The 24,662-nt window shown below is 65.3% G+C and carries 26 protein-coding genes and 1 pseudogene; 10 read left to right on the plus strand and 17 right to left on the minus strand.

Annotated features, from left to right (window positions below; genetic code table 11):
• Positions 1-10: 10 nt before the first annotated feature.
• Together HYG77_RS10660 and HYG77_RS10665 are read right to left on the minus strand one after the other, a co-directional pair.
• Positions 11-1,186: an acyl-CoA dehydrogenase family protein gene (locus HYG77_RS10660; RefSeq protein WP_208962631.1), complete on the minus strand. Its 1,176-nt coding sequence runs from the start codon at positions 1,184-1,186 to the stop codon at positions 11-13.
• Positions 1,170-2,168, minus strand: a complete 999-nt coding sequence (locus tag HYG77_RS10665) for an acyl-CoA dehydrogenase family protein (protein WP_208962632.1) — start codon at positions 2,166-2,168, stop codon at positions 1,170-1,172. The genes HYG77_RS10660 and HYG77_RS10665 overlap by 17 nt, the downstream gene beginning before the upstream one ends.
• A 172-nt stretch (positions 2,169-2,340) precedes the next feature.
• On the opposite strand from HYG77_RS10665, the gene HYG77_RS10670 reads away from it, so the two are divergent.
• From HYG77_RS10670 to HYG77_RS39540, 4 genes and pseudogenes are all read left to right on the plus strand, one after another.
• Complete coding sequence (locus tag HYG77_RS10670) at positions 2,341-2,994, plus strand: TetR/AcrR family transcriptional regulator (RefSeq protein WP_109326978.1); 654 nt, start codon at positions 2,341-2,343, stop codon at positions 2,992-2,994.
• A gap of 46 nt (positions 2,995-3,040) precedes the next feature.
• Positions 3,041-3,856, plus strand: coding sequence for an acyl-CoA thioesterase domain-containing protein (locus tag HYG77_RS10675; protein ID WP_208962633.1), 816 nt, complete (start codon positions 3,041-3,043; stop codon positions 3,854-3,856).
• 42 nt (positions 3,857-3,898) lie between these two features.
• A pseudogene (locus HYG77_RS10680) lies at positions 3,899-4,747 on the plus strand (dihydrodipicolinate reductase); the annotation flags it as partial.
• Positions 4,748-4,787: 40 nt separating this feature from the next.
• Positions 4,788-4,979, plus strand: a complete 192-nt coding sequence (locus tag HYG77_RS39540; protein ID WP_244461417.1) for a hypothetical protein — start codon at positions 4,788-4,790, stop codon at positions 4,977-4,979.
• On the opposite strand, the gene meaB is transcribed toward HYG77_RS39540, so the two are convergent.
• From meaB to HYG77_RS10695, 3 genes are read right to left on the minus strand one after another with little or no spacing between them, the layout of a single operon-like run.
• Positions 4,968-5,939 (minus strand): methylmalonyl Co-A mutase-associated GTPase MeaB, encoded by a 972-nt coding sequence (meaB, locus tag HYG77_RS10685; protein ID WP_109334869.1) that lies wholly within the window; start codon positions 5,937-5,939, stop codon positions 4,968-4,970. The genes HYG77_RS39540 and meaB overlap by 12 nt on opposite strands.
• Positions 5,940-5,968: 29 nt before the next feature.
• The gene (locus HYG77_RS10690; RefSeq protein ID WP_208962634.1) at positions 5,969-7,108 is read right to left on the minus strand and encodes a thiolase family protein; all 1,140 of its coding nucleotides are present in this window, start codon (positions 7,106-7,108) and stop codon (positions 5,969-5,971) included.
• Positions 7,101-8,540: an AMP-binding protein gene (locus HYG77_RS10695; RefSeq protein WP_208962635.1), complete on the minus strand. Its 1,440-nt coding sequence runs from the start codon at positions 8,538-8,540 to the stop codon at positions 7,101-7,103. Before HYG77_RS10695 ends, HYG77_RS10690 begins: the two co-directional genes overlap by 8 nt.
• Before the next feature lie 53 nt (positions 8,541-8,593).
• On the opposite strand from HYG77_RS10695, the gene HYG77_RS10700 reads away from it, so the two are divergent.
• Positions 8,594-9,358, plus strand: coding sequence for an SDR family oxidoreductase (locus tag HYG77_RS10700; RefSeq protein WP_109326970.1), 765 nt, complete (start codon positions 8,594-8,596; stop codon positions 9,356-9,358).
• 73 nt (positions 9,359-9,431) lie between these two features.
• Here the strand turns inward: HYG77_RS10700 and HYG77_RS10705 are convergent, their stop codons facing one another.
• Positions 9,432-9,992 (minus strand): nuclear transport factor 2 family protein, encoded by a 561-nt coding sequence (locus tag HYG77_RS10705; protein WP_109326966.1) that lies wholly within the window; start codon positions 9,990-9,992, stop codon positions 9,432-9,434.
• Positions 9,993-10,058: 66 nt separating this feature from the next.
• The gene (locus HYG77_RS10710; protein ID WP_208962636.1) at positions 10,059-10,892 is read right to left on the minus strand and encodes a TauD/TfdA family dioxygenase; all 834 of its coding nucleotides are present in this window, start codon (positions 10,890-10,892) and stop codon (positions 10,059-10,061) included.
• Positions 10,893-11,031: 139 nt separating this feature from the next.
• Here HYG77_RS10710 and HYG77_RS10715 point away from each other — a divergent pair, with 139 nt between their 5' ends.
• Positions 11,032-11,955: a TIGR03564 family F420-dependent LLM class oxidoreductase gene (locus HYG77_RS10715; RefSeq protein WP_208962637.1), complete on the plus strand. Its 924-nt coding sequence runs from the start codon at positions 11,032-11,034 to the stop codon at positions 11,953-11,955.
• 53 nt (positions 11,956-12,008) lie between these two features.
• Here HYG77_RS10715 and HYG77_RS10720 read toward each other — a convergent pair whose 3' ends face one another.
• From HYG77_RS10720 to HYG77_RS10740, 5 genes are read right to left on the minus strand one after another with little or no spacing between them, the layout of a single operon-like run.
• Complete coding sequence (locus tag HYG77_RS10720; RefSeq protein WP_208962638.1) at positions 12,009-12,791, minus strand: enoyl-CoA hydratase/isomerase family protein; 783 nt, start codon at positions 12,789-12,791, stop codon at positions 12,009-12,011.
• A gap of 6 nt (positions 12,792-12,797) precedes the next feature.
• Positions 12,798-13,565 (minus strand): enoyl-CoA hydratase/isomerase family protein, encoded by a 768-nt coding sequence (locus tag HYG77_RS10725; protein WP_208962639.1) that lies wholly within the window; start codon positions 13,563-13,565, stop codon positions 12,798-12,800.
• Between the two features lies 1 nt (position 13,566).
• Positions 13,567-14,655 carry an acyl-CoA dehydrogenase family protein gene (locus HYG77_RS10730; RefSeq protein WP_159919346.1) on the minus strand — a complete coding sequence of 363 codons (1,089 nt, stop codon included), beginning with the start codon at positions 14,653-14,655 and terminating at the stop codon, positions 13,567-13,569.
• Positions 14,642-15,547 (minus strand): acyl-CoA dehydrogenase family protein, encoded by a 906-nt coding sequence (locus HYG77_RS10735; RefSeq protein WP_208962640.1) that lies wholly within the window; start codon positions 15,545-15,547, stop codon positions 14,642-14,644. The genes HYG77_RS10730 and HYG77_RS10735 overlap by 14 nt, the downstream gene beginning before the upstream one ends.
• The gene (locus tag HYG77_RS10740; protein WP_208962641.1) at positions 15,525-16,994 is read right to left on the minus strand and encodes an AMP-binding protein; all 1,470 of its coding nucleotides are present in this window, start codon (positions 16,992-16,994) and stop codon (positions 15,525-15,527) included. Before HYG77_RS10740 ends, HYG77_RS10735 begins: the two co-directional genes overlap by 23 nt.
• Positions 16,995-17,067: 73 nt before the next feature.
• On the opposite strand from HYG77_RS10740, the gene HYG77_RS10745 reads away from it, so the two are divergent.
• Positions 17,068-18,069 carry a ferredoxin--NADP reductase gene (locus HYG77_RS10745; protein WP_109326959.1) on the plus strand — a complete coding sequence of 334 codons (1,002 nt, stop codon included), beginning with the start codon at positions 17,068-17,070 and terminating at the stop codon, positions 18,067-18,069.
• On the opposite strand, the gene HYG77_RS10750 is transcribed toward HYG77_RS10745, so the two are convergent.
• The 4 genes from HYG77_RS10750 to HYG77_RS10765 all read right to left on the minus strand — a co-directional run bounded on the left by HYG77_RS10750 (position 18,060) and on the right by HYG77_RS10765 (position 22,131).
• Positions 18,060-19,112: a CoA transferase gene (locus HYG77_RS10750; protein WP_109326958.1), complete on the minus strand. Its 1,053-nt coding sequence runs from the start codon at positions 19,110-19,112 to the stop codon at positions 18,060-18,062. The two genes, HYG77_RS10745 and HYG77_RS10750, sit on opposite strands and share 10 nt — an antisense overlap.
• Positions 19,109-20,065, minus strand: coding sequence for an LLM class F420-dependent oxidoreductase (locus HYG77_RS10755; protein ID WP_109326957.1), 957 nt, complete (start codon positions 20,063-20,065; stop codon positions 19,109-19,111). The genes HYG77_RS10750 and HYG77_RS10755 overlap by 4 nt, the downstream gene beginning before the upstream one ends.
• Before the next feature lie 87 nt (positions 20,066-20,152).
• Complete coding sequence (locus HYG77_RS10760; protein ID WP_109326953.1) at positions 20,153-20,554, minus strand: cobalamin B12-binding domain-containing protein; 402 nt, start codon at positions 20,552-20,554, stop codon at positions 20,153-20,155.
• Positions 20,554-22,131, minus strand: a complete 1,578-nt coding sequence (locus tag HYG77_RS10765) for a methylmalonyl-CoA mutase family protein (protein WP_109326950.1) — start codon at positions 22,129-22,131, stop codon at positions 20,554-20,556. The genes HYG77_RS10760 and HYG77_RS10765 overlap by 1 nt, the downstream gene beginning before the upstream one ends.
• Positions 22,132-22,216: 85 nt before the next feature.
• Between HYG77_RS10765 and HYG77_RS10770 the strand changes: the two genes are divergently transcribed.
• Positions 22,217-23,047, plus strand: coding sequence for an NAD(P)-dependent oxidoreductase (locus tag HYG77_RS10770; RefSeq protein WP_109334867.1), 831 nt, complete (start codon positions 22,217-22,219; stop codon positions 23,045-23,047).
• A 192-nt stretch (positions 23,048-23,239) separates the two neighbouring features.
• Positions 23,240-23,626 carry a hypothetical protein gene (locus HYG77_RS10775; protein ID WP_208962642.1) on the plus strand — a complete coding sequence of 129 codons (387 nt, stop codon included), beginning with the start codon at positions 23,240-23,242 and terminating at the stop codon, positions 23,624-23,626.
• A gap of 48 nt (positions 23,627-23,674) precedes the next feature.
• On the opposite strand, the gene HYG77_RS10780 is transcribed toward HYG77_RS10775, so the two are convergent.
• A complete protein-coding gene (locus tag HYG77_RS10780; RefSeq protein WP_109326940.1) occupies positions 23,675-23,992 on the minus strand; it encodes a helix-turn-helix transcriptional regulator in 318 nt (105 codons plus the stop codon).
• A gap of 491 nt (positions 23,993-24,483) precedes the next feature.
• On the opposite strand from HYG77_RS10780, the gene HYG77_RS10785 reads away from it, so the two are divergent.
• Complete coding sequence (locus HYG77_RS10785) at positions 24,484-24,627, plus strand: hypothetical protein (RefSeq protein WP_204164875.1); 144 nt, start codon at positions 24,484-24,486, stop codon at positions 24,625-24,627.
• Positions 24,628-24,662 lie beyond the last annotated feature (35 nt).

Raw genomic sequence — 24,662 nt, forward strand, 5'->3', positions numbered from 1 at the left:
GTCGGACTCCTCAGCTTCGGGGTAGGCCGAGCACGCGCTCGGCGACGATCGTGCGCTGAATTTCGGACGTGCCGCCGGCAATGGTGCCGGCGAAGCTCCGCGCATAGCGTTCGAACCAACTCGACGCGAAATGGTCGTTGTTCCAGGGCGTGTACGGTGCCGTCAGCGCGGGGTGGACCAGACCGTCGAACCCGGCGCCGTCCAGCGCGTGCTCCGAAGCGGTCTGCACTGCCTCGGATCCCAGGATCTTCAGAACCGACAGGGCAGCTACGTCCTGCTCACCCCGGTCTGCACGGGCCAGCGCCGCAGAGCCCAGCAGCCGCAGCGCCTGATTGTCCATGGCGAGCGTGGCATAGCGGTCACGGTCGAGAACTGTGACAGGCCGGAAATCCTCGACGAGATCCTGTAGTCGGTCGGCGAAACCCAGCCACAACAGGGTGCGTTCGTGGCCTAGGGCACCGTTCGCAACGCCCCAGCCCTGATTCAGCCCACCGACGAGGTTCTCTGCGGGCACCCTGACGTCCGTGAAAAACACTTCGTTGAAGTCGAAGTCGTCCTCGGCACACACGGAGGCGAAGGGACGGCGCGTGACCCCCGGGGTGTCGGTGGGAATCAGAAGCACGCTGATTCCCTTGTGCTTCGGAGCGTCGGGATCGGTGCGGACGAAGGTGAGCAACACGTCGGCCTCGTTGGCACCGGACGTCCACACCTTCTGGCCGTTCACCACGAAAGAGTCACCGTCGCGCACCGCGCGTGTACGCAACGACGCGAGGTCGGAGCCCGCACCGGGTTCACTCATGCCGAGCGCAGCAGTGATCTCGGCACGCAAAATGGGTGCAGCCCAACGTTCCTTCTGTTCCGGCGTACCGAACGACAACAACGAAGCCGCGATGATGCCGAGGCCCTGGGGATTGAAGCTGTGATAGATCCGGCGCCGGGAAAGTTCCTCGAGATGCACGTACTGCTGAAGGATACTGGCATTTCGGCCGCCGAACTCGGGAGGATTCCCGGGGAGCAGCCAGCCGTTGTCGAACTGCATCCGCTGCCAGCGGCGGGCCCACTCCGGAACATCCGCACTGGAGCGGGGTCGTTCCCCCGCCTCGGCCTCGTCGGGCAGATGTTCGGCGAGGAAGGCCAGGAACTCGGCCCGGAATTCTTCGACGTCGGCATCAAAGGTGAGTTGCACGGTACTCCTCGGCGATGAGCGCCCGATGTTCGGCCGCGCCGCCGAGCAGGAGCTCGCCGGCTTTGGCGCGCTTGAGCGCGAACTGAAGGTCGTTTTCCCAGGTGAATCCCATGGCTCCGAACAGCTGCAGGCCGTTGCGGAAGACCAGCGACTGGCACTCCCCCGCCGCGGCCTTGGCCATTGCCGCAGCCACACGGCGGCGGGGATCGTCGGCGGCGATCGTGAGGGCGGCATAGTAGGCGAGTGCGCGGGAACGTTCGACGGCCACGTGCATGTCCGCTGCTTTGTGCTTGACCGCCTGGAAGGAGCCGATCGGAGCACCGAATTGCTTGCGGTCCTTCACATGAACCAGCACTGAGTCGAGAATACGCTGACAGGCTCCGACGATCGTCAGCGCCATGCCGGTCAGGGCCAGCTGACGAGCGCGCTCCGGATCGGCGGCACTGCGGTCGCTTTCGCTCACGCGAACCCCACTGAAGGTCACCTCGGCAAGGTGCAGCACCGGATCGAAGATCAGACTGCGCGTTGCGGTCACCCGTTCTGCGGGAATAACGAAGACGCCGGCGCCCGTGACCACAGCCAGTAGATCTGCGCGATCTCCGTCCAAGACTCGGTGGGCGGTGCCGTCCAGGAGCCAGCCACGACCGTCGCGGTGGGCGCTCACACCGTCGAATACCGCAGCGCCGGACTGCGCAGGATCGGCACTCCCCACGGCCAGAGGAGCAAACTGTGTCATCGTCGCAAGGTAGGGCGTGGGATCGGTAGCTCGGCCCAGTTCTTCCAGGACGATCGCCAATTCCACGGCGACGTCGGCGTCCGTGAGCTCGGTCCAGCCGAGGTCGACGTACACTTTCCACAGAGGACCGGGGTCGCCGCCGTCGTCGACGATCGTGCGGATCAGGGTGGGCGGGCACTCCTTGGCCATGACCTCTCGGACGGTTTTCTGCCACAACCGCTGATCTGAGTCGAACTCGAAAAGCATCCCGGCTTGCCTCCTTGCCAGAGCTGCGAATGGTCTAGCGAGAATAACATTCTCGCTAGACGAAAGTAAGAGTTCCACTTTTGTCCGTAGCTCGCAGGCTGGCGACCCAACGCCATACTCCTCTCCGGTACAGTGGATACATGTTTGCTACATACAGAGGGGGGGTCCGGCGGTGACCGAAATCAGCGAAGAGCCGGCCTGGAAGCAGCGCGCGGTCGAACGCTCCATCAAGACCGCCAAGCTTCGCGCCGAGCAGCGAGTGCAGAAATTCCTCGATGCCGCGCAGGCGATCATCACCGAAAAGGGCAGCACCGACTTCACGGTGCAGGAGCTCGTCGACCGGTCCAAGCAGTCACTGCGTAGCTTCTACCTGCAGTTCGACGGTAAACATGAACTCCTCCTCGCCCTGTTCGAGGAAGCATTGACCCGGTCTGCCGATCAGATCCGCGCCGCGGCAGCCAACGAGACCGACCCACTCGACCAGCTCCGCGTCGCCGTCGAGTTGCTGTTCGAGTCGTGCCGCCCCGACCCGGTGGCGCATCGTCCGCTGTTTACCGACTTTGCCCCGCAGTTGCTGATTTCCCATCCCGCCGAGGTGAAGGTCGCGCACTCGGCGCTGCTCTCGCTGTTTACCGAGCTGATGGAGCAGGCCGAAGCCGCAGGTGAATTGCGCGCCGAGATCAACCCGCGCCGGATGGCTGCCATGACGATGCAGACCGTCATGTTCATCGCTCAGTCCAGCGGCGGCAACGACGACGCAACTGTCCGTCCCATTTCCGCCGACGAGGTCTGGGCTTTCTGCTCGCGGGGTTTCGCACACTCCTGACGAGAACGGTATTCTCAACGAGGGAAACATCGATTACAGTCGGTGTGTGCCCGAGCTATGGAACGACCTTCTCGCCTGCCTCGATCTGCGCCCCTACCCACCCGACACCGACCCCACGGTCGCGGTGTTCGAGGGAAGCAACCAGAAACTGGACTACCACCGACTGTTCGGTGGACAGATCCTGGGCCAGTTCCTGGAGGCGGCTCGTCTCACCTGTCCGAGCAAGAGCGTCAAATCGATGCATGCGCTGTTTGCACGGGAGGGCCGCGCCGACGAGCCGGTCCGGTACGAGGTCACGACTCAACACGAAGGCCGATCGTTCGCAACCGTGGCGGTCGTCGCCCGGCAGTCGGAACGGGTGGTTGCGACTGCCGCGATCTCCCTGCATTGCGGTGAGGACGGACCCGAACATCAAAGCACTCCCGCGGTTCCGGCCGTCCTTCCGGAAGAATTCCGGGTACACCTCGACCTTCTCCCGTGGGAGACCCGCGCCGCCGCCGACCTGAACGCAACGGCGGCCGCAACCCCCGATTTCGAATTCTGGATGCGCACACCGGAAGTCGCTGGTGAGTTGGCCCAGGCGCTCACTGCGTACGCCACCGACCTGAACCTTATCGGCACGGCGCTGCGCCCACTTCACGGGCTCAGTCAACTCGGTAACGGCACGGCATTCACCTCTGCCGTCACCTCGCACAGCCTCTGGTTCCATCGGCCGTTCCGCACCGACAGGTGGCTCCTCCTTCGCCAGCACAGTCCACTGCTGGCGCACGGCCGCTGCTTCGGCCGTGGCGATGTTCTCACCGAGGACGGGAGCCTCGTCGCGTCCTATGCGCAAGAAGCCCTCCTCCGCATCCACCCGTGACGCCCGTTCCGTGGTGGCACGTCGACCGATCAAAGGTGTGACATGAGTGTAAATCCCTTGTCCGAGAACGCTGTCGAATCGACTCTTGCCACCCGGCCGTATCGGGTCGTGCAATGGGCGACAGGAAACATCGGCACCCGTGCACTCCGGGCGGTGATCGAACACCCGACGCTGACCTTGGCCGGTGTGTACGTCCACGCAGACGACAAGATCGGCCGCGATGCAGGCGAACTGTGCGGGCTGCCCGCTACCGGCATCACCGCCACCCGGAGCATCGAGGAGGTCGTGGACTCCGGAGCGGATTGTGTGCTGTACATGCCGCGTGCGTGCGACTTCGACGAAGTGTGCTGGTTGCTGGCGTCGGGGATCAATATCGTGACAACCCGCGGTGAGTTCCACTATCCGGCGGGCATGGACGCCGAGGTACGCGCACGGGTCGAGGCCGCGTGCGCGCTCGGCAACACCTCGATCCACAGCACCGGCAGCAGTCCCGGGTTCATTACCGAAGCCGTTCCGCTCGTGTTGACCTCGATCCAACGACAGCTCGACAACCTGACGATCGACGAGTATGCCGATCTGTCACAGAGGGATTCACCAGACCTTCTGTTCGAGATCATGGGATTCGGACGCGCTCCCGGCGCTTTCAGCGAAGCCCGGTTGTCGCATGCTCGTACGAGTTTCGGGCCCTCGCTCCAACTCGTCGCCGACGCCCTCGGGCAGCCGCTCGATTCCGTGGAGGCGAGTGGCGAGGTTGCCACCGCCCGCCACAGAACCCACATCGCCGCCGGGGTCCTGGAGGCGGGTACTGTGGCGGCCCAGCGAATTACCGCCGCCGGGATGCGGAACGGCCGGGCACTGTTGCGTTTCCGCGCTACCTGGTACTGCACAGCCGACGTCGACCCGGCCTGGGACGTCCGCCCCACCGGGTGGCATGTCACTGTCGATGGGGACGCGCCCCCTCGACGTCGACATCACAATGCCGGTGCCGCCCGAACGGATGGGTGCGGTGGCGCCCGGTTACACGGCACACCGCGCTGTGAACGCGGTGCCCTTCGTGTGCGCTGCCGCCTCGGGAATCCGCTCGACCACCGACCTTCCCCAGGTCATTGCCTCACTCGGTTGATCCGCCCGCATCACAGAAGGCCGGGTCTTCCGTCTCGTACCGGAAGGCCCGCATGTCGTGGGCAGCCTCGGACGCGGGAGCGAGCAACAGATCAGCCGCCGTGTAGGGGTCGTGGCGGCCGGCCGCGACCGAGGCGGCAAGATGCGCCAGTCCGGGATGAGTCCGCAGGCGAGTGTGCGCAAGGGAGAGGACTTGTGCCCGCGCCCGTGCTGTCCGGCGCGCGAGTGTGTCGGCGCGACGGTGGGCCTCGATCACCTCCACCAAGGTGGACACTCCCTCGGCTCGTGCGGCGACGAGGGTGAGGATCGGCACGTGGAACTCGGCTCGGAGGTCTCGTACGGTCTGGTCGGCGCCATCGCGATCGGCCTTGTTGACGACGAGGATGTCTGCGACCTCCAACAAACCTGCCTTCGCGGCTTGAATAGCGTCACCCGCACCGGGGTTGAGTATCACGATCGTAGGGTCAGCGATGGCCGCGATCTCGATCTCGGACTGCCCCACCCCCACCGTTTCGAGCAGGACGAGGTCATACGACAGCGCCCCGAGCAAGCGGATGGCCGCGGGCACCGCCGCGGCCAGGCCGCCCAGGTGGCCGCGCGTTGCGACCGACCGTATGAGCACGCCCGGGTCGTTGATGTGCGCGGCCATCCGGATTCGGTCGCCGAGAAGCGCACCGCCGCTGTACGGCGAGGACGGGTCGACCGCCAGTACCGCCACCCGCAGGCCCCGCTGCCGATACTCTGCGACGAGGGCTCCGATGGTCGTCGACTTGCCGGCACCGGGCGGCCCCGTCACACCGACCACCCGGGCGGGCGCCGCGGCCGGCGAGTCGACCACCGAGGCCAGCGAGTCGAGCACTTCGGAGCGACGGCTACTCTCTACCAGGCTGAGCAACCGTCCCGCCGCACGCACGGAGCCTGCACGCGCTGCCGCGACGAGGTCCGAAACACTAGATGACACAGGGGAATCACTGACGGGTCGGCTCACAGTCACGGCGCTGGAACCTCGATCACCGTCGCCGACCCCATTCCCCCGCCCGCACACATTGCCGCCACACCGATACCGCCACCGCGACGGCGCAGTTCGTGCACCAGCGTCACCAGCATCCGGGCACCGGTCGCTGCAACAGGATGTCCGAGCGAACAACCACTTCCGCTCACATTGACCTTGTCCGGGTCGATCTCGAGCAGCTTGATGGTGGCAACGCACATCGCGGCGAAAGCTTCGTTGATTTCGAACAGGTCGACATCGGCAAGAGAGATACCCGCTCGGGTAAGGGCTTTCGGGATTGCCCTGACCGGCGCCAGACCGGTGAGTGCGGGGTCGATCCCGACGGACGCCCACGACCGAACGGTGGCAAGCGCAGGTAATCCGAGACGGTCACTCGCGATCGTCAGGACGGCAGCGCCGTCGTTGCCACCGCACGCGTTTCCCGCTGTGATGCTGAACCCCTCGATCTCCGGATGCAGCGGCTTCAGTGACGCCAGTTTCTCCAAGCTCGTCTCGCGCCGCGGATGCTCGTCGACCGAGAAGAGTCCGTGGGGCGTGTCGATGGGAACGATCTCTTCCTTGAACCTGCCCTCATCGATGGCTTGCACGGCGTTGCGATGTGAGCGAAATGCCCACTCGTCCATCTCTTGCCGGGTCACGCCCGCCTCGACGGCCGCGTTCCATCCGACCGTGATCGACATATCCATCGTGGGGGCATTGGCCTGTTCGGGATGGGTGGGCGGGAACCACGGCACCCACTCGCCGTCCACCTTGAACAGTGATTTCGGCGAGGTGGACGCCGAATTGACTCCGCCGGCTATGACCAGCTCGTCCATACCCGCCCGGATGCTCGCGGCCGCGCTCTGCACCGCGGCCTGGCCGGCGGCGCAGTGCCGGTTGTGCGCCAGCCCGGGAACCTCGGTCAGTCCTGCGGTGAGTGCGGCGTGCCTGGCAACCACCCCGCCGCCGTACAGGCCTTCACCGAGGATCACATCGTCGATCAGGCCCGGGTCGAGATCTTCTGCTGCTGCGGCGACGACGTGGTGAGCAAGGTCGTGAGCGGTGGTGTCGCGCAACGTTCCCTTCACGGCAGTGCCGATGGGAGTGCGCAGCGCGGAGACGATGACGGCTTCAGGCATGGGAGTTCTCCAGTTCGGCCACAAGGGTGCGGCGCAGTAGTTTTCCGGTCTCAGTTTTCGGGAGTTCATCTCGGAACACGACGGTGTCCGGGGTTTTCGAGGAACGCAGCCTGTCTTTGACCCACTGCCTGATTTCGGCCGGGTCTGCGTCTCCGACGAGAACAGCGACTATTCGCTGTCCCCATTCGGTGTCGGGTATTCCGATCACTGCTGCCTCGGAAATCGCCGGGTGGCGGAGCAGCACGTCTTCAATCTCTGCCGGTGCGATGTTCTCGCCGCCGCGGATGATCGTGTCGTCAGCCCTGCCCTCGACGAACAGGTAGCCGTCCGCATCGAGGTGACCGAGGTCCCGGGTCGCGAACCAGCCGTCCGCGTCGAGCACACTGCGTCCGCCGTATTCGCCGGAGATCTGCTCGCCCCGCACGAAGACCAGGCCGGTCTCGCCTGCCGCGACCGGCTCACCGGTTTCCGTGCGGACCTCGATCTCGATCCCGGGCAGCGGCCGCCCGACCGACCCGAGCCGGTCCCGCACAGCCGGATCGCTCGACGCGAACGCCGCCCGGTGATCTTCGGGGGACAGAACGGCCACCGACGACGCCGTTTCGGTGAGACCGTAGGCGTTGACGAAACCCGTGTCCGGAAATGCGCGTAGCGCGTGCTCGAGAACGGGCCTCGGAGTACGGGATCCGCCGTAGGCCAGGCTCTGCAGGGTCGGTGTTTCCGCGTCGGCGTCGCCCAGTTCGGCGGCGACGCGGGCCAGCATCGTGGGCACCAGCATTGCGTGCGTGATGCCCTCGCGCCGGACGGTGTCAAGCCACACGGTCGGGTCGAACCCGGCCAGGTAGACCACGCGACGGCCGGTGTACAGGTTCGAGAGCAGGTTAGTCAGGCCGGCGATGTGGTAGGGCGGAACTGCCACCAACGCGGCATCCGTGTTCGCGGCGGATGCGAACTCCATCGTGTTCAGGACGTAGGCCAGCAGGTGCCGATGCCGCAGCACAGCAGGCTTGGGATCCGACGTGGTTCCGCTCGTGTAGATGATCACGGCGACGCTGTCACCGTCCCACTGCGGGGCGGGCGCTTCCGCGGGCTCGTCCTGCACCACGTCGACATCGACGAGGGCGTCGAGATCTTCGGGGCGGAGGATCACGGCGCCGGCATGGCGATCCTGCAGTGCAGTCAACTGCTGATCACCGAGCCGGTAGTTGAGTGGCACGAACGGGACGCCGGCCAGGGCGGCCCCGAACAGGGCGACCGGATAGCCGAGATGATTGGCACCGAGATAGAGCACGGCCGGGTGATCCCGGAACCGGTCGGCGGCGCGGTGGGCGAGGTCGAGGAGCTGCGCGGCGGTCAACGAGCGCTCGTCGACGGTCACAACCGCCTTGTCGCTGTCGGTCGCGGCCATCTCTAGAATCATGTTGATGTTCATGAGAACATGATTCTCTCAGTACAAGAGGCTTACTTGCAAGAAGGGAAATTGCGATGCAGATCATGGGTTGTTCCGCGATAGTCGTCGGAGGCACGGGCGGGTTGGGCCAAGCCACCGTTCGCCGTCTCCATGAGGCGGGAGCCAAGGTGGTCGTCGCCGACGTCGCCGACGACAAGGGCAAGGAACTGGAGGAGGAGCTGGGAGTCCGCTACGTGCGTACCGACGCCTCGGACGAGGAATCCGTCGGGGCTGCGATCGCCGAGGCGGAGTCGCTGGGGCCGCTGCGCATCTCGGTGGACACACACGGCGGCCCAGCCGGGGGCGGGCGGCTCGTCGGTAAGGATGGAAGCCCCATGGATCTTGCTGCGTTCCGGACGACCATCGAGTCCTACCTGATCTCGTCCTTCAACGTCATGCGATTGGCCGCGGCCGCAATCGCCAAACAGGAGCCGATCGACGACAGTGGCCGAGGCGTGATCATCAATACTGCGTCCATCGCGGCCTACGAAGGCCAGATCGGACAACTCCCCTACTCCGCAGCGAAGGGCGGCATCGTCGGCATGACCCTCGTGGCCGCCCGGGACCTCTCCCCCCTCGGCATCCGGGTCGTGACAATTGCACCGGGCACCATCCTGACTCCGGCCTATGGCAAGGCCGGAGATCAGCTCGAGGCCTACTGGGGACCCCAGGTTCCCCATCCCAAGCGCATGGGCCGGCCATCCGAGTACGCGACTCTCGCCGCATCGATCGTCGAGAACGACTATCTCAACGGCGAGGTCATCCGGCTCGACGGTGGCCTGCGATTCCCGCCGAAATAAGTGCGAATGCGGCGGAGGTCTCGGGACCGACGGTCCCGAGACCTCCGCCGCACTCATTCCGGCCGCACGTCGGTCACCAGCGTGCTGGTGCCGGTGTGTCGATGCGCAGCGGGCGCTGGTAGGACAGGTCGTCCTTGGCTCGCGTGCCTCTCAGGAACGCCTTCTCGGTGAAGAAGCGCGATTGCAACATCGACGCGTCAGCTTTCGCGCTCCATTCGACGGTCGAGCGCCGCACCGCGATCCGCCACCCACCGTCGCGTCGTTCGAGTCGGTCGAGATAGCGGCCGTTGAGTAGTTGCACCGTGACCCCGTCGTTGAGGAGTAATCCCACCAACACGTAGCTCTCGCAGTGGGCGGTATCGCCGTCGATCTCGCACGTGTGGGTGGTGATGTTGTGTGTATGCGCCAGCGAGGTGGCCGCGTGTGCGGCATTCGCCCAGTTCGCGTAGTCCGGTCCTCTGTTGGTGCTGGTGCCGTGCTCGTCGATTCCGTCGTCGTGGTAAGTGCCACACAGGAGATCGGAATCGTGGCGATCGCAGCCACGAGAATGCCTGGCAACGCAGTCGAGGATTTCGCCGCGGTCCATCAAGTACCGCACGTCACGCTGGAGCCTTGCGACATCGTCGGTGGTCATCTGCCTCTCCTTCAAAGATGGTCCTGTGAGCGTGGATGGTGGCCGATGCATGCCGGCTGCATGCGCTCAAGCGACGGCTTCCTCGCCGATCAGGGTGGTCCGGTGCAGCAACCGGGGTGAGGTGGGCGCATAGGGGACGGCGCGGTGCAGCATTCCGGTGTTGTCCCATAAGACCAGGTCGCCGCGACGCCAATGATGTCGCAGAGAAAATCGAGGTTGCGTCGACCAGTCGAGCAGACGGTCGAGAAGTGCCCGCCCCTGCTCCTCGGGCCAGCCGACCACATGCGCGGCGGTCGCGCCGAGCAGAAGCGACTTCCGTCCGTTGCGACGCGTCCAGATCAGGGGGTGCTCGCGCGTCGGCACCCGCGCCCATGCTGCCCGTTGCTTGTCCGACGGATCAGGGTTGGCCAGGAGTTGCGCCGCTGCGAAGCTGTGCACCACGCGCAGATCGGCGAGGGACGCCTTCTCATCCTCGGTAAGGGCTTCGTAACCGGCGTAGGTGTTGGCGAACTCGGTGTCACCGCCCTCTTCTGACACCTCGAGCGCGGTGAGGAGCGTCGACTTCTGCGGGACCGCGTCAGTGGCGCCGTCGATGTGCCAGTGGAAGGTGCCCTTGTTGTAGGAAGCCAGGACAGTCGTGGCTGGATCCAGACTGATGGCCGAGATTTCCGGGTGCTTCTCCTGACCACCTACCGGCGCCACGACGACGTCGCCGAGCATGCGACTCAGGGCTACCAGGTCGGCATCCGCGATGTGGGCGTCACGAAAAACCACCACACCGTGCATGTCGAGCAGGGCTCGGCACCGAGCGGCGGCCTGCGCGTCGGCGAGTCGGCTGCCCTCGATTCCCGTGATTTCGACACCGATGGTGTCGGTGATCGGGGTGACATTGGCAAACATCAGTTCCTCCTTGGAAATATGATTCTCATAGCAAGCTATCAATATTCTTATTTCGACACTACAGTTCTCTCATACGGAGATCTGTACTTGATCGACAAGGCATAAGGCACGGCTATGTCCGTGCGGCAAGGAGATTCACATGCGTATCGGATTGACCGGCGGCGCATCGTCGACCGACAAGATCGTGCACCAAGCGGTACAAGCCGAGGCGGATGGCTTCACCTCACTCTGGTACGCCAGCACCGTCGCCGGTGATCCACTGGCGGCGGTGACGGTTGCCGGTCGCGCCACGACATCGATCGAACTCGGAACCGCTGTCCTGCAGACCTATCCGTGCCACCCCTTGCTGCAGGCGAATCGGGTAGCCGCCGTTTCCGAAGCAATGGGCCGTCGCGGATTCACTCTGGGGCTGGGCCCTTCACACGAGTCCCTGGTCCGTGAGGTGTACGGACTCTCCTACGACCGGCCCGGTCAGAACACCGAGGAATACGTACGGATAGTCGCCGCACTGCTCCACGGTGAAGAGGTCGACATCCGCGGTCAGGAGTGGACCACACGGAGTGCCGGCCGCATGGTGCCCCTGGCCCACGAGGTGCCTGTCCTTCTTTCAGCGATGTCCCCGCGCATGCTCCGGGTGGCAGGGCAGTACGCCGACGGCACCATCCTGTGGATGGCTTCCGCGAAGGTGATCGAATCCCGCGTCGCGCCCGCAATCCATGCCGCCGCGACACGCGTGGGCCGTGCCACTCCCCGGATAGTCGCCGGGCTCCCCGTTGCGGTTCACGACGACGCCGATGAAGCCCGCGAAGCCGTTGCCGCAACCGCCACCATGTACGCGGGAATGCCGAATTACCAACGCATTCTGGAGGTCGGCGGTGCATCGAGCCCGGCCGACGTTGCCATCGTCGGCGACGAGACGTCGGTGCGCACCCAGCTGCAAGGTCTCCTCGACGCGGGTGCCACCGACATCTGGGCTGCGGTCTTCCCCGTCGGCGCCGACGCGAAAGCGTCGGTCGGTCGCACCAAGGACCTTCTTCGAGAACTGGCGACCACCGACGGGTAATCCCCGGGTTACGCCTCATACGACAGAGGCCTGGTCCCCGACCTCCTCTCGAGTCAGGTCGGAAGATCCGCCGGGATCCAGTTCGGGTTGCGCTTCTCCATGAATGCCCGCATACCCTCGCGGGGCTCCGGTGAACTTTCGAGTGCGCCGAACATCGTTTGGTAGTCGATGAATCCGTAACGCTCGTTCAGCATTCGCTTCACCTGGGCGCGGGCCTCGGGGGACGTCTGCAGCACCTCGCGGGCAGCCTCCAGCGCGGCGGCCCGCAGATTCTCGTGAGGTACCACGCGGGAGATCACCCCCAGGCGCTGCGCCTCGGCGGCATCGAAGCGGCGCGCGGACAGCATGAGGTCCCGCGCTGCGGCTATGCCGATGTGCGCGGGAAGGGCCGCCGCAAAGGTCGCATCGGGGATACCGCGGAGAAGCTCGGGCACCCGGAATGTCGCCCGATCGCTGGCTACTGCGATATCGGACATCATCGCGACCAGCAGACCGCCCGCCTGACAGATGCCGTTGACGGCCGCGATCACCGGTGCCCGACTGTCCCGGATCGTGAGGAACGGGACCACGTCGTTGCCCGCCAGTCCCTCGGGGAGCGAGTCGCCCGGCTCTGATCGGCCGCCGAGATCACCGCCCGGCGCGAACACATCGCCGACACCGGTGATGATGAGCGCAGCAAGGTCGGGATCGGAATTCACCAGCCGGACAGCCCGCTTCAGACCGAAATACATCGCGGGCGTGAACGCGTTCCGCGCCGCCGGCCGATCGATGACGCACCAGCCGATCGAACCCTCACGCTCGAACCGCAGACCACTCGTCCCCAAGGCGTCGCCCATACCTTCTCAGCTCTTTCCCGCCGTGAGCCGGGCGATGTTGGTCTGGAAGTCGTCGGATTGGAACGTCAGCTCCTCGGCGGTCATCGCATAGTCCAGCGTGGCGAGTACGGCACGCTCGATATGCATGTTCAGCAACCGCTTCGTGCTCTCGACAGCCTGCCGGGGCTGTTCCGCGATGCGTTTGGCACAAGCGAGTGCTTCGCTCAGCGGATCGGCAACCATGTGGTTGGCCAATCCGAGCTCGCATGCTTTCGCCGCGGGTATGCGTGCGCCGGTGAGGGCGTACTCCTTGGCTTGCAGCAGACTGATCTGCAGCGGCCAGGTGAGCGGTCCACCGTCGGCCGCGACCAACCCGACCTGTACATGAGGATCAGCGAGGTAGGCCGTCTCGGCCATGTAGACGATGTCACTGAGCGCAACCAAGCTGCAGCCCAGTCCCACAGCCGGTCCGTTGACCGCCGCGATCACCGGAATACGGCAGCGTGCCATCCCGAGGACGAGTTCGCGGCCGTGAGCGATGGTCCGGGCGCGCAGTTCGCGGTCTGCCGCGAGCTCGGCGAGGTAGGCGAAGTCGCCACCCGCAGAGAAGGCTTTGCCGCTTCCGGTGAGTACCGCGGCGCGGGCATCCCGGTCTTCGCTCAGCTGAGGCCACAACCGCGCCAGTCCGGTGTGCAAGCCGTCGTTGACGGCATTGAGCGCGTCGGGCCGGTTCAGCGTGATGATGCGCAGGGCACCGTCCGCGCGGACGTCGATATCCTCGGGCATGTCGTACATGTCAGACTCCCAATCCAAGAATTCGCGAGGCGATGATGTTCTTCTGAATCTGTGACGTTCCACCCATGACGCTCTGTGCGCGGCTGTACAGGTAGGCGCCCAGCATGTCGGTGTCGCGAGTGCCGGCCTCGGACAACGCAGCGTGCCCGACCGATTGTTCGACCCAGGTCATGAGCAGCTTGTCGAGCGACCCCTCCGAACCGTGCGACACACCGTCGAGCTGTTCGGACAGCCTGCGACGGACATGCAGGCGCAGCATCTCCGTCTGTACTGCAGCCCAAGCCAATTCCGCAGAGGGGCTCCCTTCCGACCGGGCGACGAGATCGCGTACGAGCTTGTCGTACCTCGCGGCGAAACCGAGCGTGGAGGGCTCTCGTTCGTGCCCGACCACCGTCATCGCCAGCGCCCACCCTTCCCCCGGCGCACCGACCATGTTCTCCGCAGGCACCGTTGCCCCGTCGAAGAGAACCTGACCGAACTCTTTGGTGACGCCACTCATCATCTGCAGCGGTCGCTGCTCGATTCCCGGTTGCTTCATCGGGACGATGAACGCCGACAAGCCGCGGTGACGGGGCTTGTCAGGTTCCGTACGGGCAAGCAGGAGACACCAGTCGGCCACATCCGAATAGCTCGTCCAGATCTTGTGTCCGTGAATGACGTAGTTGTCGCCGTCGCGGGTGGCAGTGGTAGTGAGTGCTGCGAGATCCGATCCGGCGCCCGGCTCACTGAATCCCTGACACCAGCGCTCGGTCCCGTCGATCATTCCGGGCAGGAAAGTGCGGCGGAGTTTCTCGCTGCCATGCCTGCCGAGTCCGATCACCAGGTACCCGAGGCTCGGCCGGGCGGGTGCGCCCGCGATGGCCAATTCTTCGTCCAGGATGACGTCGTAGACGGGCGGTAGCTCCTGACCACCATATTCTGCGGGCCATGACAACCCGAAGAATCCGGCGCCGTAGAGCGCTCGGTGCCATTCGGGCTGCCGTTCCCAGTACTCGTCACCCGAAGTCGGGAACGTCTTGGCCGTGTCCGCCAGCCAGGACCGCAGTCGGTCCCGGAACGCGGCTTCTTCCGGCGAGTCACGAAAGTCCACGGTGCATCTCCTCCAGGCGTACGGGGAACAGTTCGGTCGACGTCAGTGCCCGCCGAAGGTAGACGTGTGCAAGGCATTCCCAGGTGTTGCCGATGCCGCCGTGTACCTGAATCGCCGTCTCGCACACGGTTCGGGCAGCGCGCGCGCAGTAGATCTTCGCGACTCGCGCAGCCTGCTGCGCCTCGCCGGGAGGCAGCTGGTCGAGCGCCCAGGCTGCATGGCGGAGCACGCTCACCGAACCCTCGATCAGCGCCTGGCTCTCCGCGAGCAGATGCGCCACGGCTTGATAGGAACCGATCGTGTTGCCGTACTGTTCGCGCATCTTCGCGTAATCGACGGCGAGCGCCTGGGCTCCGCGTGACGTCCCGACCAGGTCGGCGGAGGTGACGAGGACGGCGAGAGCATGCCAGCGCTCGACGTGCTCGGTGGACAGTTCGCCGAGGGGTTCGAACGGCTCGAGTATGTCCGCGAATCCTCTGGTCAGGTCCGCTCCCGGAACGACGGCTCCCACTCGACCGGCCGAGATCCGGTTTCCGCTCAGAACAAGCGCGCGCTCCAGTCCTCGCGCGTCGGTCGCTTCCCCGTCGAGGGCCACCGCCCATGTCTGCTGATCGTCGGAGACGTGCCGGTGTAGATCATCGGCGAGGACGGGTCCGAGGAAGGGAATATCGACCAGGCCCCGACCGAATTCCTCGGCGACGATGGCGACTTCCACACCCGACGCCCCGTCGGATCGCAGCGATCGCCACCCTGTTGTGGCCACCGCCTTCTCCAACCGTGCGAGCCGAGTGTCGTCGGCCAGGTCCTGGACCGACCCCGGCCCCAGATCGTCGGCCAATTTGGCTGCGGCATCGCGCAATTGTTGCTGTTCACTTGTCAGACGTACGTCCATAGCGCTCCTTGAGTTCTCGGCGCAACACCTTGCCGGAAGGCAGGCGAGGGATGTCGGATACGAAGACCACCCGGCTGGGCCTCTTGTAGGACGCCAACCGGTCTCCCACGAGGGTGATGAGTTCTTCGGCTTCGGTCGTGCCGGTCCGTGCGACCGCGGCGATCACTGCTTCCCCGCTGACCGGGTCAGGGACCCCGAACACCGCACAGTCCACCACGCCGGGGTGCCCGTGCAGCACCGCCTCGATCTCGGCGGGCGCAACCTGAAACCCCTTGACCTTGATCATCTCTTTCGACCGGTCGGTGAGCCGAAGCCAGCCGTCCTCGTCGAGGTAACCGACGTCCCCGGTCCGGTACCACCCGTCCACGAACGCCTCGGCATTCGTCTCCTCGGGCAGGTAACCTGCCATCAGCGAATTCGCTCGAGCCTGAATCTCGCCGGGTTCTCCCACCCCCAGCGGCTCACCGGTCCCGAGCGACACCACCCGGATGCTGACGCCCGCAACGGGGCGTCCGACACTGTCCAGACGGGCCCCTTCGATCGGGTTGCAGGCGATCACCGGCAACTCGCTGGCGCCGTACGCGGGTACCCAGCCGACCCCGGCGCGCCGGGTGACGGTCTCGGCGACGCTCGGCGTGACCGGAGTGGCGCCCCACATGATGTAGCGCAGCGACGACAGGTCGAACGATTCGAGGTCCGGATGCTGGGCGATGGCCAGCGCAATCGGCGCGACGGCCATCTCCACCGTGATCCGATCGGTCTCGATGTGCCGCAGCATCCGGTCCACGTCGAACCGACGGTGCAGCCGCACCCATGCGCCGACCTCGAGTGCGGTCATGATGTTGAGGACGCCCAGGATGTGTGAGGGCGGAGTAAGCACCTGCATCCTGTCCGTCGACGACAGTTGCAGCGCGTCACACCACTGCCCCACGGCGGCACCGAAAGACGCGTGCGTGTGCCGCACGGCTTTCGGCATCCCGGTGGTGCCCGAACTGAACACGAGCACGGCCTCGGCAGCCGGATCGGGTGGCGGAAAGGAGCATTGCGCGGGGTCGACCGGATCGTCGAGGCTCAGCATCGGCAGAAGTTCGGCCAGTACCGGACTGTCCCCGACCGCGAGCGTCGGATTCGTGAGCGCCAGCGCGTGCGCGACTTCGTCATGCTTGTACGCCGGGCTGATCAGCACGACGGCGGCGCCGAGCCGCCAGATCGCTCGAACGGCCACGACGAATTCCGGCCGGTTCGACGACATCAGAGCGACACGGTCACCTGCCTTCACGCCGCGACCGGCCATCTCGGCAGCCAACCCGTCGGCCAGAGCGTCGAGTTCACTGAGGCTGTATTCGCGCGCCTCGAACACGAGCACGGTCGGCTCGGTCGCTTCTTCTTCCTCGTCGGGGGCCCGGTATCCGATGCCTGCCCCGTCTCTCGTGTGGGAATTCACCATTGAGAAGTCCTATCTCGTCAGAGAGAATGATATTCTCTCACAGTTAGAATCTCAATATCAGGAGGCGACGGGCATGTCGAGACCACCCTTGTTCCAGCGCGCGACCGTGACGCGAATCGTCAAGGAGAGCTCGGACGCACGCACGTTCGTGCTCGCACCGCACGACGGTCCGTTCTCCTATCGGGCCGGGCAGTTCTGCACATTCCGGGTCGACGTGGACGGAACCGAACTGTTCCGCTCCTACTCCATGTCGAGCGCACCGGAGACCGATGGCGAGCTGATGACGACGGTCAAACGGGTCCCCGGCGGCAAGGTGTCGAACTGGCTGCACGACAACGTCGCCGAGGGTGACGCGGTCGAACTGACACGGCCCGCGGGAACCTTCTGCCTGCGTCCGACCTCGGCGCCGTTGCTCGGGTTCAGCGGTGGCAGCGGGATCACCCCGATCCTGTCACTGGCGAAGAGCGCGCTGGCGACCACGGACCGGCATGTCCGGCTGCTGTGCGCCGACCGAGACCACGCATCGGTGATGTTCGACGCCGTACTGAACGAACTCACCGAGCGCTATCCCGACCGGTTCTCGTTCGTACGGCACCTCGACGACCGGGGCGGATTTCTCGACGCGGCAGCCGTGCGCCACTTCGTCGGCGCCGAAGGAGAGGCCGACTCCTACTTGTGCGGGCCCGAGCCCTTCATGGCTCTGGTGGAGTCGGCATTGCCAGGGCCGGGCAGGATCTTCAGTGAGCGGTTCGGTGCAGTGGCCCCGACGGTGCCATCGGCCGACGCACCCGATTCCGAGGTCGAGGGAACCGTCTCGATCGTTCTGGGACGGAAAAAGGTGTCGGTGCCCAGAAAAGCGAACGAGACCCTCCTGGAAAGTGCCCGGCGCGCCGGGCTCACACCACCGTTCTCCTGCGAATCGGGCAACTGCGCCACCTGCATCGCCACCGTGACCGAGGGCAGCGCGACCATGCGGGTGAACGACGCGCTGAGCGACGACGAGGTGGCCGAAGGCTACGTCCTCACCTGCCAAGCAGTGCCCGACACCGGGTCGATCAAGGTCCGCTACGAGTGAACCGGCAGGCCGCCGTGCTCGCCGAGGCGCGGCGGCGGCCCGTAATTCGGGTCGAAGCCGGCCACGCGGATGGGACTTCCGACCAACCGGAAGTCACCGGCAGTGGCGATCATCTCCGGTGTGGCTGCGAGTGCGTCGGGCAATGAACGCACCGCTGCCGCAGGCACTCCCAACGGTCGCAGCCGAAACTCCCAGCCCGTCGCGGAGTCGGCCGCCAGAGCCGCGGTCACAACCGCGAGGACCTCGTCACGACGTTCCGCGCGCTCGGCCATCGTCGGAAATCCTTCGATCCCCGCCTCCGCAGCGAACTTCCGCCAAAAACCGTCATGTGTGATGAACAGGGCGAGATGGCCCTCCGCAGTCGGAAACAACTGCGCCGGCACGTAGTACGGATGGGCACCGAACGGCATACGCCGCGGCTCGGTGCCTTCGTTGAGATACGCCGACGCGCGGTAGTTGAGTTGCGACAGCATGACGTCGCGCAACGACACCTCCACTTGACCGCCGCGTCCGGAGATGATCTGGGCCAGCAATCCGAGTGCGGCTGCAAGTCCGGTCGAGTTGTCGGCCGCGGAGTACCCGGGCAGCGTCGGCGGCCCCGCCGGGTCACCGGTGAGTGCGGCGACACCCGTGACAGCCTGAATCACGTAGTCGAAAGCTGGGTCGTCTCCCTCGTCGAGACCGTAACCGGTGAGCGCGACACAGACTATTTTGTCGTTCCATCGACGCAGAGCGTCGTAGGTCAGGCCGTACCGGTGAATGGCGGACGGCTTCAGGTTGACCAGCAGGGCATGGGATTCGGCCGCAAGTTCTCCGAGACGGGCCTGTCCCTCGGTGGTCGTCAGGTCTACGCAGATACTGCGCTTACCCCGGTTCAGGCTGGCGAAGTAGGCGTCGCTCACCTGCCGCGAGAGGTCACCGCTCGGCGGTTCAATCTTGGTGACCTCTGCGCCGAGGTCGGCGAGCATCATGGTGGCGTACGGACCCGCGAGGATATGGCCGACCTCGAGGATCCGGATGCCCTCGAGTGGCCCCGCAGTCACCGCAGCTCCTTGACGAGTTCCGCGACGACGTCCCGGGTACGACGCTTCGAAGCGATCAGCTCGTCCCGGTTGTCGCCGATCGGCAGCAGCCGCATCGACAGGTCGGTGACCCCCGCGTCGGCGTATCGGCGGAAGCCCGCAAGGATGGCGTCCTCGTCTCCGGCGACGCACAGATCACCGATGTCCTCGGCGTCGCCGTATCCCAGCAGCCGCTGATAGTTGGGTGAGATCTCCGCTTCCCCGAGGATCCGGTTGGCGCGCTCACGCGCGGTGTCGACTTCCGAAGGCCGGCAAAGACAGACCGGGACACCCGCGATGATGCGTGGAGCCGGACGCCCCACATTGTCGGCAGCCTTGGTAATTCGCGGGACGACATGGTCGGCGACCGCCCGCTCGTCGGCCATCCAGAGGATGGTCCCGTCGGTTCGCTCGCCTGCGATCGTCAGCATCACCGGGCCCAGGGCGGCCACCAGGACCGGCATCGGGGCCACCGGTCCGATCTCGAGCGGGTTGTGCACGGTGAAGGTGTTGTTCTCGATCTCGACCGGGCCGGGTGCGAGCAGTGCGGCGTCCAGTACGTCCAGGTAATCGCGGGTGAACGCGGCCGGCTTCTCATAGGGGAGACCGAGCATGTCCTGAACGATCCAGTGGTGTGAGGGGCCGACTCCCAGCGCCAAACGTCCTCCGGTGGCGGCATGCGCCGAGAGCGCCTGTCGCGCCAGTGCGACGGGGTGTTGCGCCTGCAGGGGTACCACCGCGGTGCCGATTTCGATGCGGGACGTCCTCGTTCCCATCAACGCCACGGCGATCAGCGCGTCGAAGTCCGTGGGGACCTGCGGAACCCAGACGGAGTCCAACCCTGCGCTCTCCGCCCACTCCACGTCGTCCAGCATTCGGGCGACCTTCCGCGCGGAGTCCCCTCGCTCGGGCCCGATCATCACTCCGATACGCACTGTTCCTCCAGGTCCGAAAATTGTTCTCGCACGCGTGACCGGGTGGTCGACGCGGTGTAATCGCCTTTCGCCTTGTATGACGAAAGGTCAAGAGGGAGTGGGAGTGCCGGTGAGTGCGCGCACTCCGGTGACCAGATCCTCCAGGGGGGTGCTGGTGGGGAAGACGGCTGCCGCTCCCGCGGACAGCAGGCGCGGAACGTCCTCCTGGGGAATCGTGCCGCCGACCACCACAGCGATGTCACCGGCGTCCGCAGCGCGCAGCGCATCGACCGTTCGCGTGGTCAGCGCCACATGGGCGCCGGAGAGAATGCTCAGACCGACGACGGCAACATCCTCCTGGAGGGCAATCGACACGATGTCCTCGACCCGCTTGCGGATACCGGTGTAGATCACCTCGAAACCGGCGTCGCGGAGTGCGCGGGCGACGATCTTGGCGCCTCGATCGTGACCGTCCAGTCCGGGCTTCGCTACGAGTATGCGGGCGCTCATCAGAACACCACCGGCTGCTGAAATTCGCCCCAGACTGCTTTGAGCGCGGATACCATCTCGCCGACGGTGCAGTAGGCGTTGGCGCAATCGATCAACGGATGCATGAGGTTTTCGGTTCCTTCCGCGGCGCGGGACAGAGCGGTGAGGCAGGCATTGACCGCCTCGGGATCACGTTCGGATTTCACTTTCGCCAGCCGTTTGAGCTGCAGCTCGCGCCCTTCGGCATTCAGCTCGTACGTGGAGATCTCGGGCGGCGGCTCCGGCGAGACGAACCGGTTGACCCCGACCACCGGGCGTTCCCCCGATTCGACGTCCTTGTGCAGCTTGTACGCCTCGTCGGCGATGAGGCCTTGCAGGTACCCGTCCTCGATGGCACGAACCATGCCGCCGTGCTGATCGAGATCGTCCATGATCTCGATCAGGCGGGCCTCGGTGGCGTCGGTCAGCGCTTCGACGAAGTAGGAGCCGCCGAGCGGATCCGCGACACGCGTCACTCCGGTCTCGTAGGCCAGAACCTGCTGGGTGCGAAGCGCCAGGGTCGCCGACTCCTCACTGGGCAGGGCGAACGGCTCGTCCCACGCCGCGGTGAACATCGACTGCACTCCCCCGAGAACCGAAGCCATCGACTCGTACGCCACTCGCACCAGATTGTTCTGTGCCTGGGGTGCGTAGAGGGACGCGCCGCCGGCAACACAACCGAACCGGAACATCGACGCCTTGTCCGTCACCGCACCGTAGCGCTCCCGCACGATCGTGGCCCATCGACGACGGCCTGCCCGGTACTTGGCGATCTCTTCGAAGAAGTCCCCGTGCGTATAGAAGAAGAACGAGATCTGAGGAGCGAACTCGTCGATCGTCATTCGCCCACGTTCGACCACCGTGTCGCAGTAGGTGACTCCGTCTGCGAGCGTGAAGGCCATTTCCTGCACCGCGGTAGCTCCGGCGTCGCGAAAGTGCGCGCCGGCGACCGAAATAGCGTTGAACCTCGGCACCTCGGCCGCGCAGAATTCGATGGTGTCGGCAATCAGCCGTAGCGACGGCTCCGGCGGCCAGATCCACGTGCCCCGGGAGGCGTACTCCTTGAGGATGTCGTTCTGGATCGTCCCGGTGAGCTTCGCCCGCGGCACGCCTGCCCGCTCGGCCGCGGCCACATAGAACGCCAGCAGTATCGCCGCCGTCCCGTTGATGGTGAAGCTGGTGCTGATCTTGTCCAGCGGGATGTCGGCGAAGAGGACTTCGGCGTCGGCGAGGGTGTCGACCGCGACCCCGACCCGGCCGACTTCCTCGGTGACCTCGGGGTCGTCGGAGTCGTAGCCGCATTGGGTGGGCAGGTCCAGTGCCACCGACAATCCGGTGCCGCCCTGTTCGAGCAGGTACCGATAGCGCTGGTTGGACTCTTCCGCGGTGCCGAATCCGGAGTACTGGCGGAACGTCCACAACCGGCCCCGGTAGCCGGAGGCGAAGTTGCCGCGGGTGAAGGGAAAGGCGCCCGGGGCGGGCGGCTCTGCGCGCCTGTCGGTCGGCCCGTAGACCGGCTCCAGCGGGATGCCCGAAGAGGTTTCAGCGAAGTCGTTCACGATGGATACAGTACTTGCAGAAAATGAGAATGCCAATATCATCGTCGAGAACGCAATGATCGACAGTGTCGGAACAGGGAGAACGATGTCCAGCCAGCAGAACGCACTCAGTGACCGGACCATGATCGTTTCCGGCGGTAGCCGCGGGATCGGACTGGCGATCGCGATCGCCGCGGCCAAGCAGGGGGCAAATGTGGTTGTGCTGGCCAAGACGGCGGAGCCGCACCCGCGCCTTCAAGGGACGGTCCACACCGCCGTCGCGGATATCGAGGCCGTCGGCGGCAAAGCAGTCGCCGTGGTCGGTGACGTCCGCCGCGAGGAGGATGTGCAGCGCGCCGCCGACACCGCGGTGGAGCGGTTCGGTGGCATCGACATCTGCGTGAACAACGCCAGTGCCATCGCGCTCGAGGGAACCGAGGAACTGACAGCCAAGAAGTACGACCTCATGCAGGACATCAATTGCCGCGGGACGTTCCTGCTCACCCGCGCCTGCCTTCCCTATCTTCGGAGCTCCCCCAACCCGCATGTGCTCACCATCTCGCCTCCGGTGAACCTGAACCCGCGTTGGCTCGGCGCCCACCCGTCGTACACGTTGTCGAAGTACGGGATGAGCTTGCTGTCGCTCGGCTGGGCGGCCGAGTATGCCGACGCCGGGATCGCAGCGAACTGCCTGTGGCCGCAGACCTACATCGCCACCTCCGCGGTCGCGAACATGGAAGACGGCACATCCTTGCTCTCCTCGTCGCGCAGTCCGGAGATCATGGCCGACGCAGCAGTCGAGATTGTGTCCCGGCCGGCGAAGGAGACCAGCGGACACTGCTACATCGATGCGGACGTGCTCGCGGAGTCGGGCGTCTCGGACCTGTCCCGCTACGGCGGCGGAGACGCTCCCCAGCTCGATCTCTTCCTCGACTGACGGGACAGGACCCTACGAGGAAGCTTCCCCGCGCTCGACGGGTCGGCAAACGACCGACCGGCTGCGACAGGCCGGGAAACCAGTGCCGTAATCTTTGGTGCGAACCGACACGAACCTTTGCCTGGAAGCAGAGGTTCGTGAAGGTGTCGTGACCGGGAGTGTCACGGCCTCTGCGCCAGAGACGAGAGAACGGTGCCCCGCACTCAGGAACACGCCGAACGTTACCGCGACGCACTCACCGCGCTCGCTGCGGCAACTCAGCGCCCGGCAAACGTCGTCAACACCGGCGCAGGCTACGCAATTCGCGTCGATTTCGAGTACAACCGCTACCTGCTGGCATCGAACGGCACCGACGGATTGGTCGACCAGACCGACGCCGCCGCTCTGTGGAAGGTGAGCCTCCACCAGGGCACGGCCGACGGCACCGCCGACAAGCTGCTGACGGTCGCGGAGCATTCGTGGCTGGTCGACGCTTTCGACATCGCGTTCGCGGACATTCGTGCCAGCGGCAAGTGGCAAGCTGCGGATGCCTCGTTCGACGAATTCAACCCGACGAACGACGATCAGACCGCAAGCTGACGTGACGAGAATTCACCCGCGGGCAGCTGCCGTGCGGGTGACGCGTGTTCACACCCCCGCGTGGGGCGACTTCTGAGATTCGACTGCCTGTTCCAATTCGGCGTTTCGCGCCGCCAACAGCGCGTTCTGCGCTTCCAGCTCGAGAATCTGGCGGATACCGATCAGATTGACTCCGTCGGCGACGAGTTCGGTGATCTTGTCGAGGCGCGCAATGTCGTCTTCGCTGTACCGGCGCGTGCCGCCACCGGTACGAGTGGGCGTGATCAATCCGCGCCGTTCGTACAACCGCAGAGTCTGGGGCCCGATGCCCGTCAGCTCCGACGTCACCGAGATCCCGTAGACACCTCGCTTCGAACGAGGTGGCATCTGAGAGGACGTCACCGGATCTCCCTTCTTCTCAGGGAATACCAATCCTATCAAGGATCGACAGACACAATGTGACGCGGGGGGTACAAATTCGGTCGAGGTGGACCCCTCGGCGGAGGAGCCCATCGACAATCTTCGTCACGATCGCGATGCCACACAACTTGACGACGCGCACTCCCGCCACAACCGCTAGGTCGGATCCCACTTTTCGGGCGACCCATGCCTGCGCTGGACGCACGTTCCGCACCGCCCAATCCCGCCGATAAACCGCAGGTAAACGCGCTATTCAACCGTGCCCCCCTCCCTCCGACAAGGCCTCCTCTGGCAGATACCGCGGCGCTCGACGAACAAAATTCTTGATCGGCTCGCTTGAACTTCTAGTTCCGGGGCTGTACAACAAAATCTATCTTCACCAACGCAGATAAGTTCTCGGTCAGACATCGAGCGGGCATCGCACGACAGACTGCCGGGCGCGAGGAAAGGAGAAAACGATGGCCAGCCGACATGCGAACGCGACCCCCGACGACGGAGAGGTCCTGGTCCTTCGAGCGGGCAGCGGAGGAGCAATCGTCAGTGGCCTCCTCGCGACGCTCGCCCTCAGCACCCTCGCCGTCCTCGATTCGCTTCCGACCTGACCCGACTCGAAGCAACTCGCATTGCCGTCGAAAGA

It is taken from the genome of Rhodococcus sp. ZPP (genome assembly GCF_017656075.1).
GTDB classification, from domain to species: domain Bacteria; phylum Actinomycetota; class Actinomycetes; order Mycobacteriales; family Mycobacteriaceae; genus Rhodococcus_F; species Rhodococcus_F oxybenzonivorans.

Coding starts and splice junctions, on each gene's coding strand:
- HYG77_RS10740 (WP_208962641.1), bottom strand. CDS start 16,994: ATGGTGAATTCCCACACGAGAGACGGGGCAGGCATCGGATACCGGGCC.
- HYG77_RS10665 (WP_208962632.1), bottom strand. CDS start 2,168: ATGCTTTTCGAGTTCGACTCAGATCAGCGGTTGTGGCAGAAAACCGTC.
- HYG77_RS10735 (WP_208962640.1), bottom strand. CDS start 15,547: ATGGACGTACGTCTGACAAGTGAACAGCAACAATTGCGCGATGCCGCA.
- HYG77_RS10780 (WP_109326940.1), bottom strand. CDS start 23,992: ATGCCACCTCGTTCGAAGCGAGGTGTCTACGGGATCTCGGTGACGTCG.
- HYG77_RS39540 (WP_244461417.1), top strand. CDS start 4,788: ATGTCACTGTCGATGGGGACGCGCCCCCTCGACGTCGACATCACAATG.
- HYG77_RS10690 (WP_208962634.1), bottom strand. CDS start 7,108: ATGCCTGAAGCCGTCATCGTCTCCGCGCTGCGCACTCCCATCGGCACT.
- HYG77_RS10770 (WP_109334867.1), top strand. CDS start 22,217: ATGTCCAGCCAGCAGAACGCACTCAGTGACCGGACCATGATCGTTTCC.
- HYG77_RS10785 (WP_204164875.1), top strand. CDS start 24,484: ATGGCCAGCCGACATGCGAACGCGACCCCCGACGACGGAGAGGTCCTG.
- HYG77_RS10705 (WP_109326966.1), bottom strand. CDS start 9,992: ATGACCACCGACGATGTCGCAAGGCTCCAGCGTGACGTGCGGTACTTG.
- HYG77_RS10715 (WP_208962637.1), top strand. CDS start 11,032: ATGCGTATCGGATTGACCGGCGGCGCATCGTCGACCGACAAGATCGTG.
- HYG77_RS10720 (WP_208962638.1), bottom strand. CDS start 12,791: ATGGGCGACGCCTTGGGGACGAGTGGTCTGCGGTTCGAGCGTGAGGGT.
- HYG77_RS10710 (WP_208962636.1), bottom strand. CDS start 10,892: ATGTTTGCCAATGTCACCCCGATCACCGACACCATCGGTGTCGAAATC.
- HYG77_RS10760 (WP_109326953.1), bottom strand. CDS start 20,554: ATGAGCGCCCGCATACTCGTAGCGAAGCCCGGACTGGACGGTCACGAT.
- HYG77_RS10745 (WP_109326959.1), top strand. CDS start 17,068: ATGTCGAGACCACCCTTGTTCCAGCGCGCGACCGTGACGCGAATCGTC.
- HYG77_RS10695 (WP_208962635.1), bottom strand. CDS start 8,540: ATGAACATCAACATGATTCTAGAGATGGCCGCGACCGACAGCGACAAG.
- HYG77_RS10725 (WP_208962639.1), bottom strand. CDS start 13,565: ATGTACGACATGCCCGAGGATATCGACGTCCGCGCGGACGGTGCCCTG.
- HYG77_RS10700 (WP_109326970.1), top strand. CDS start 8,594: ATGCAGATCATGGGTTGTTCCGCGATAGTCGTCGGAGGCACGGGCGGG.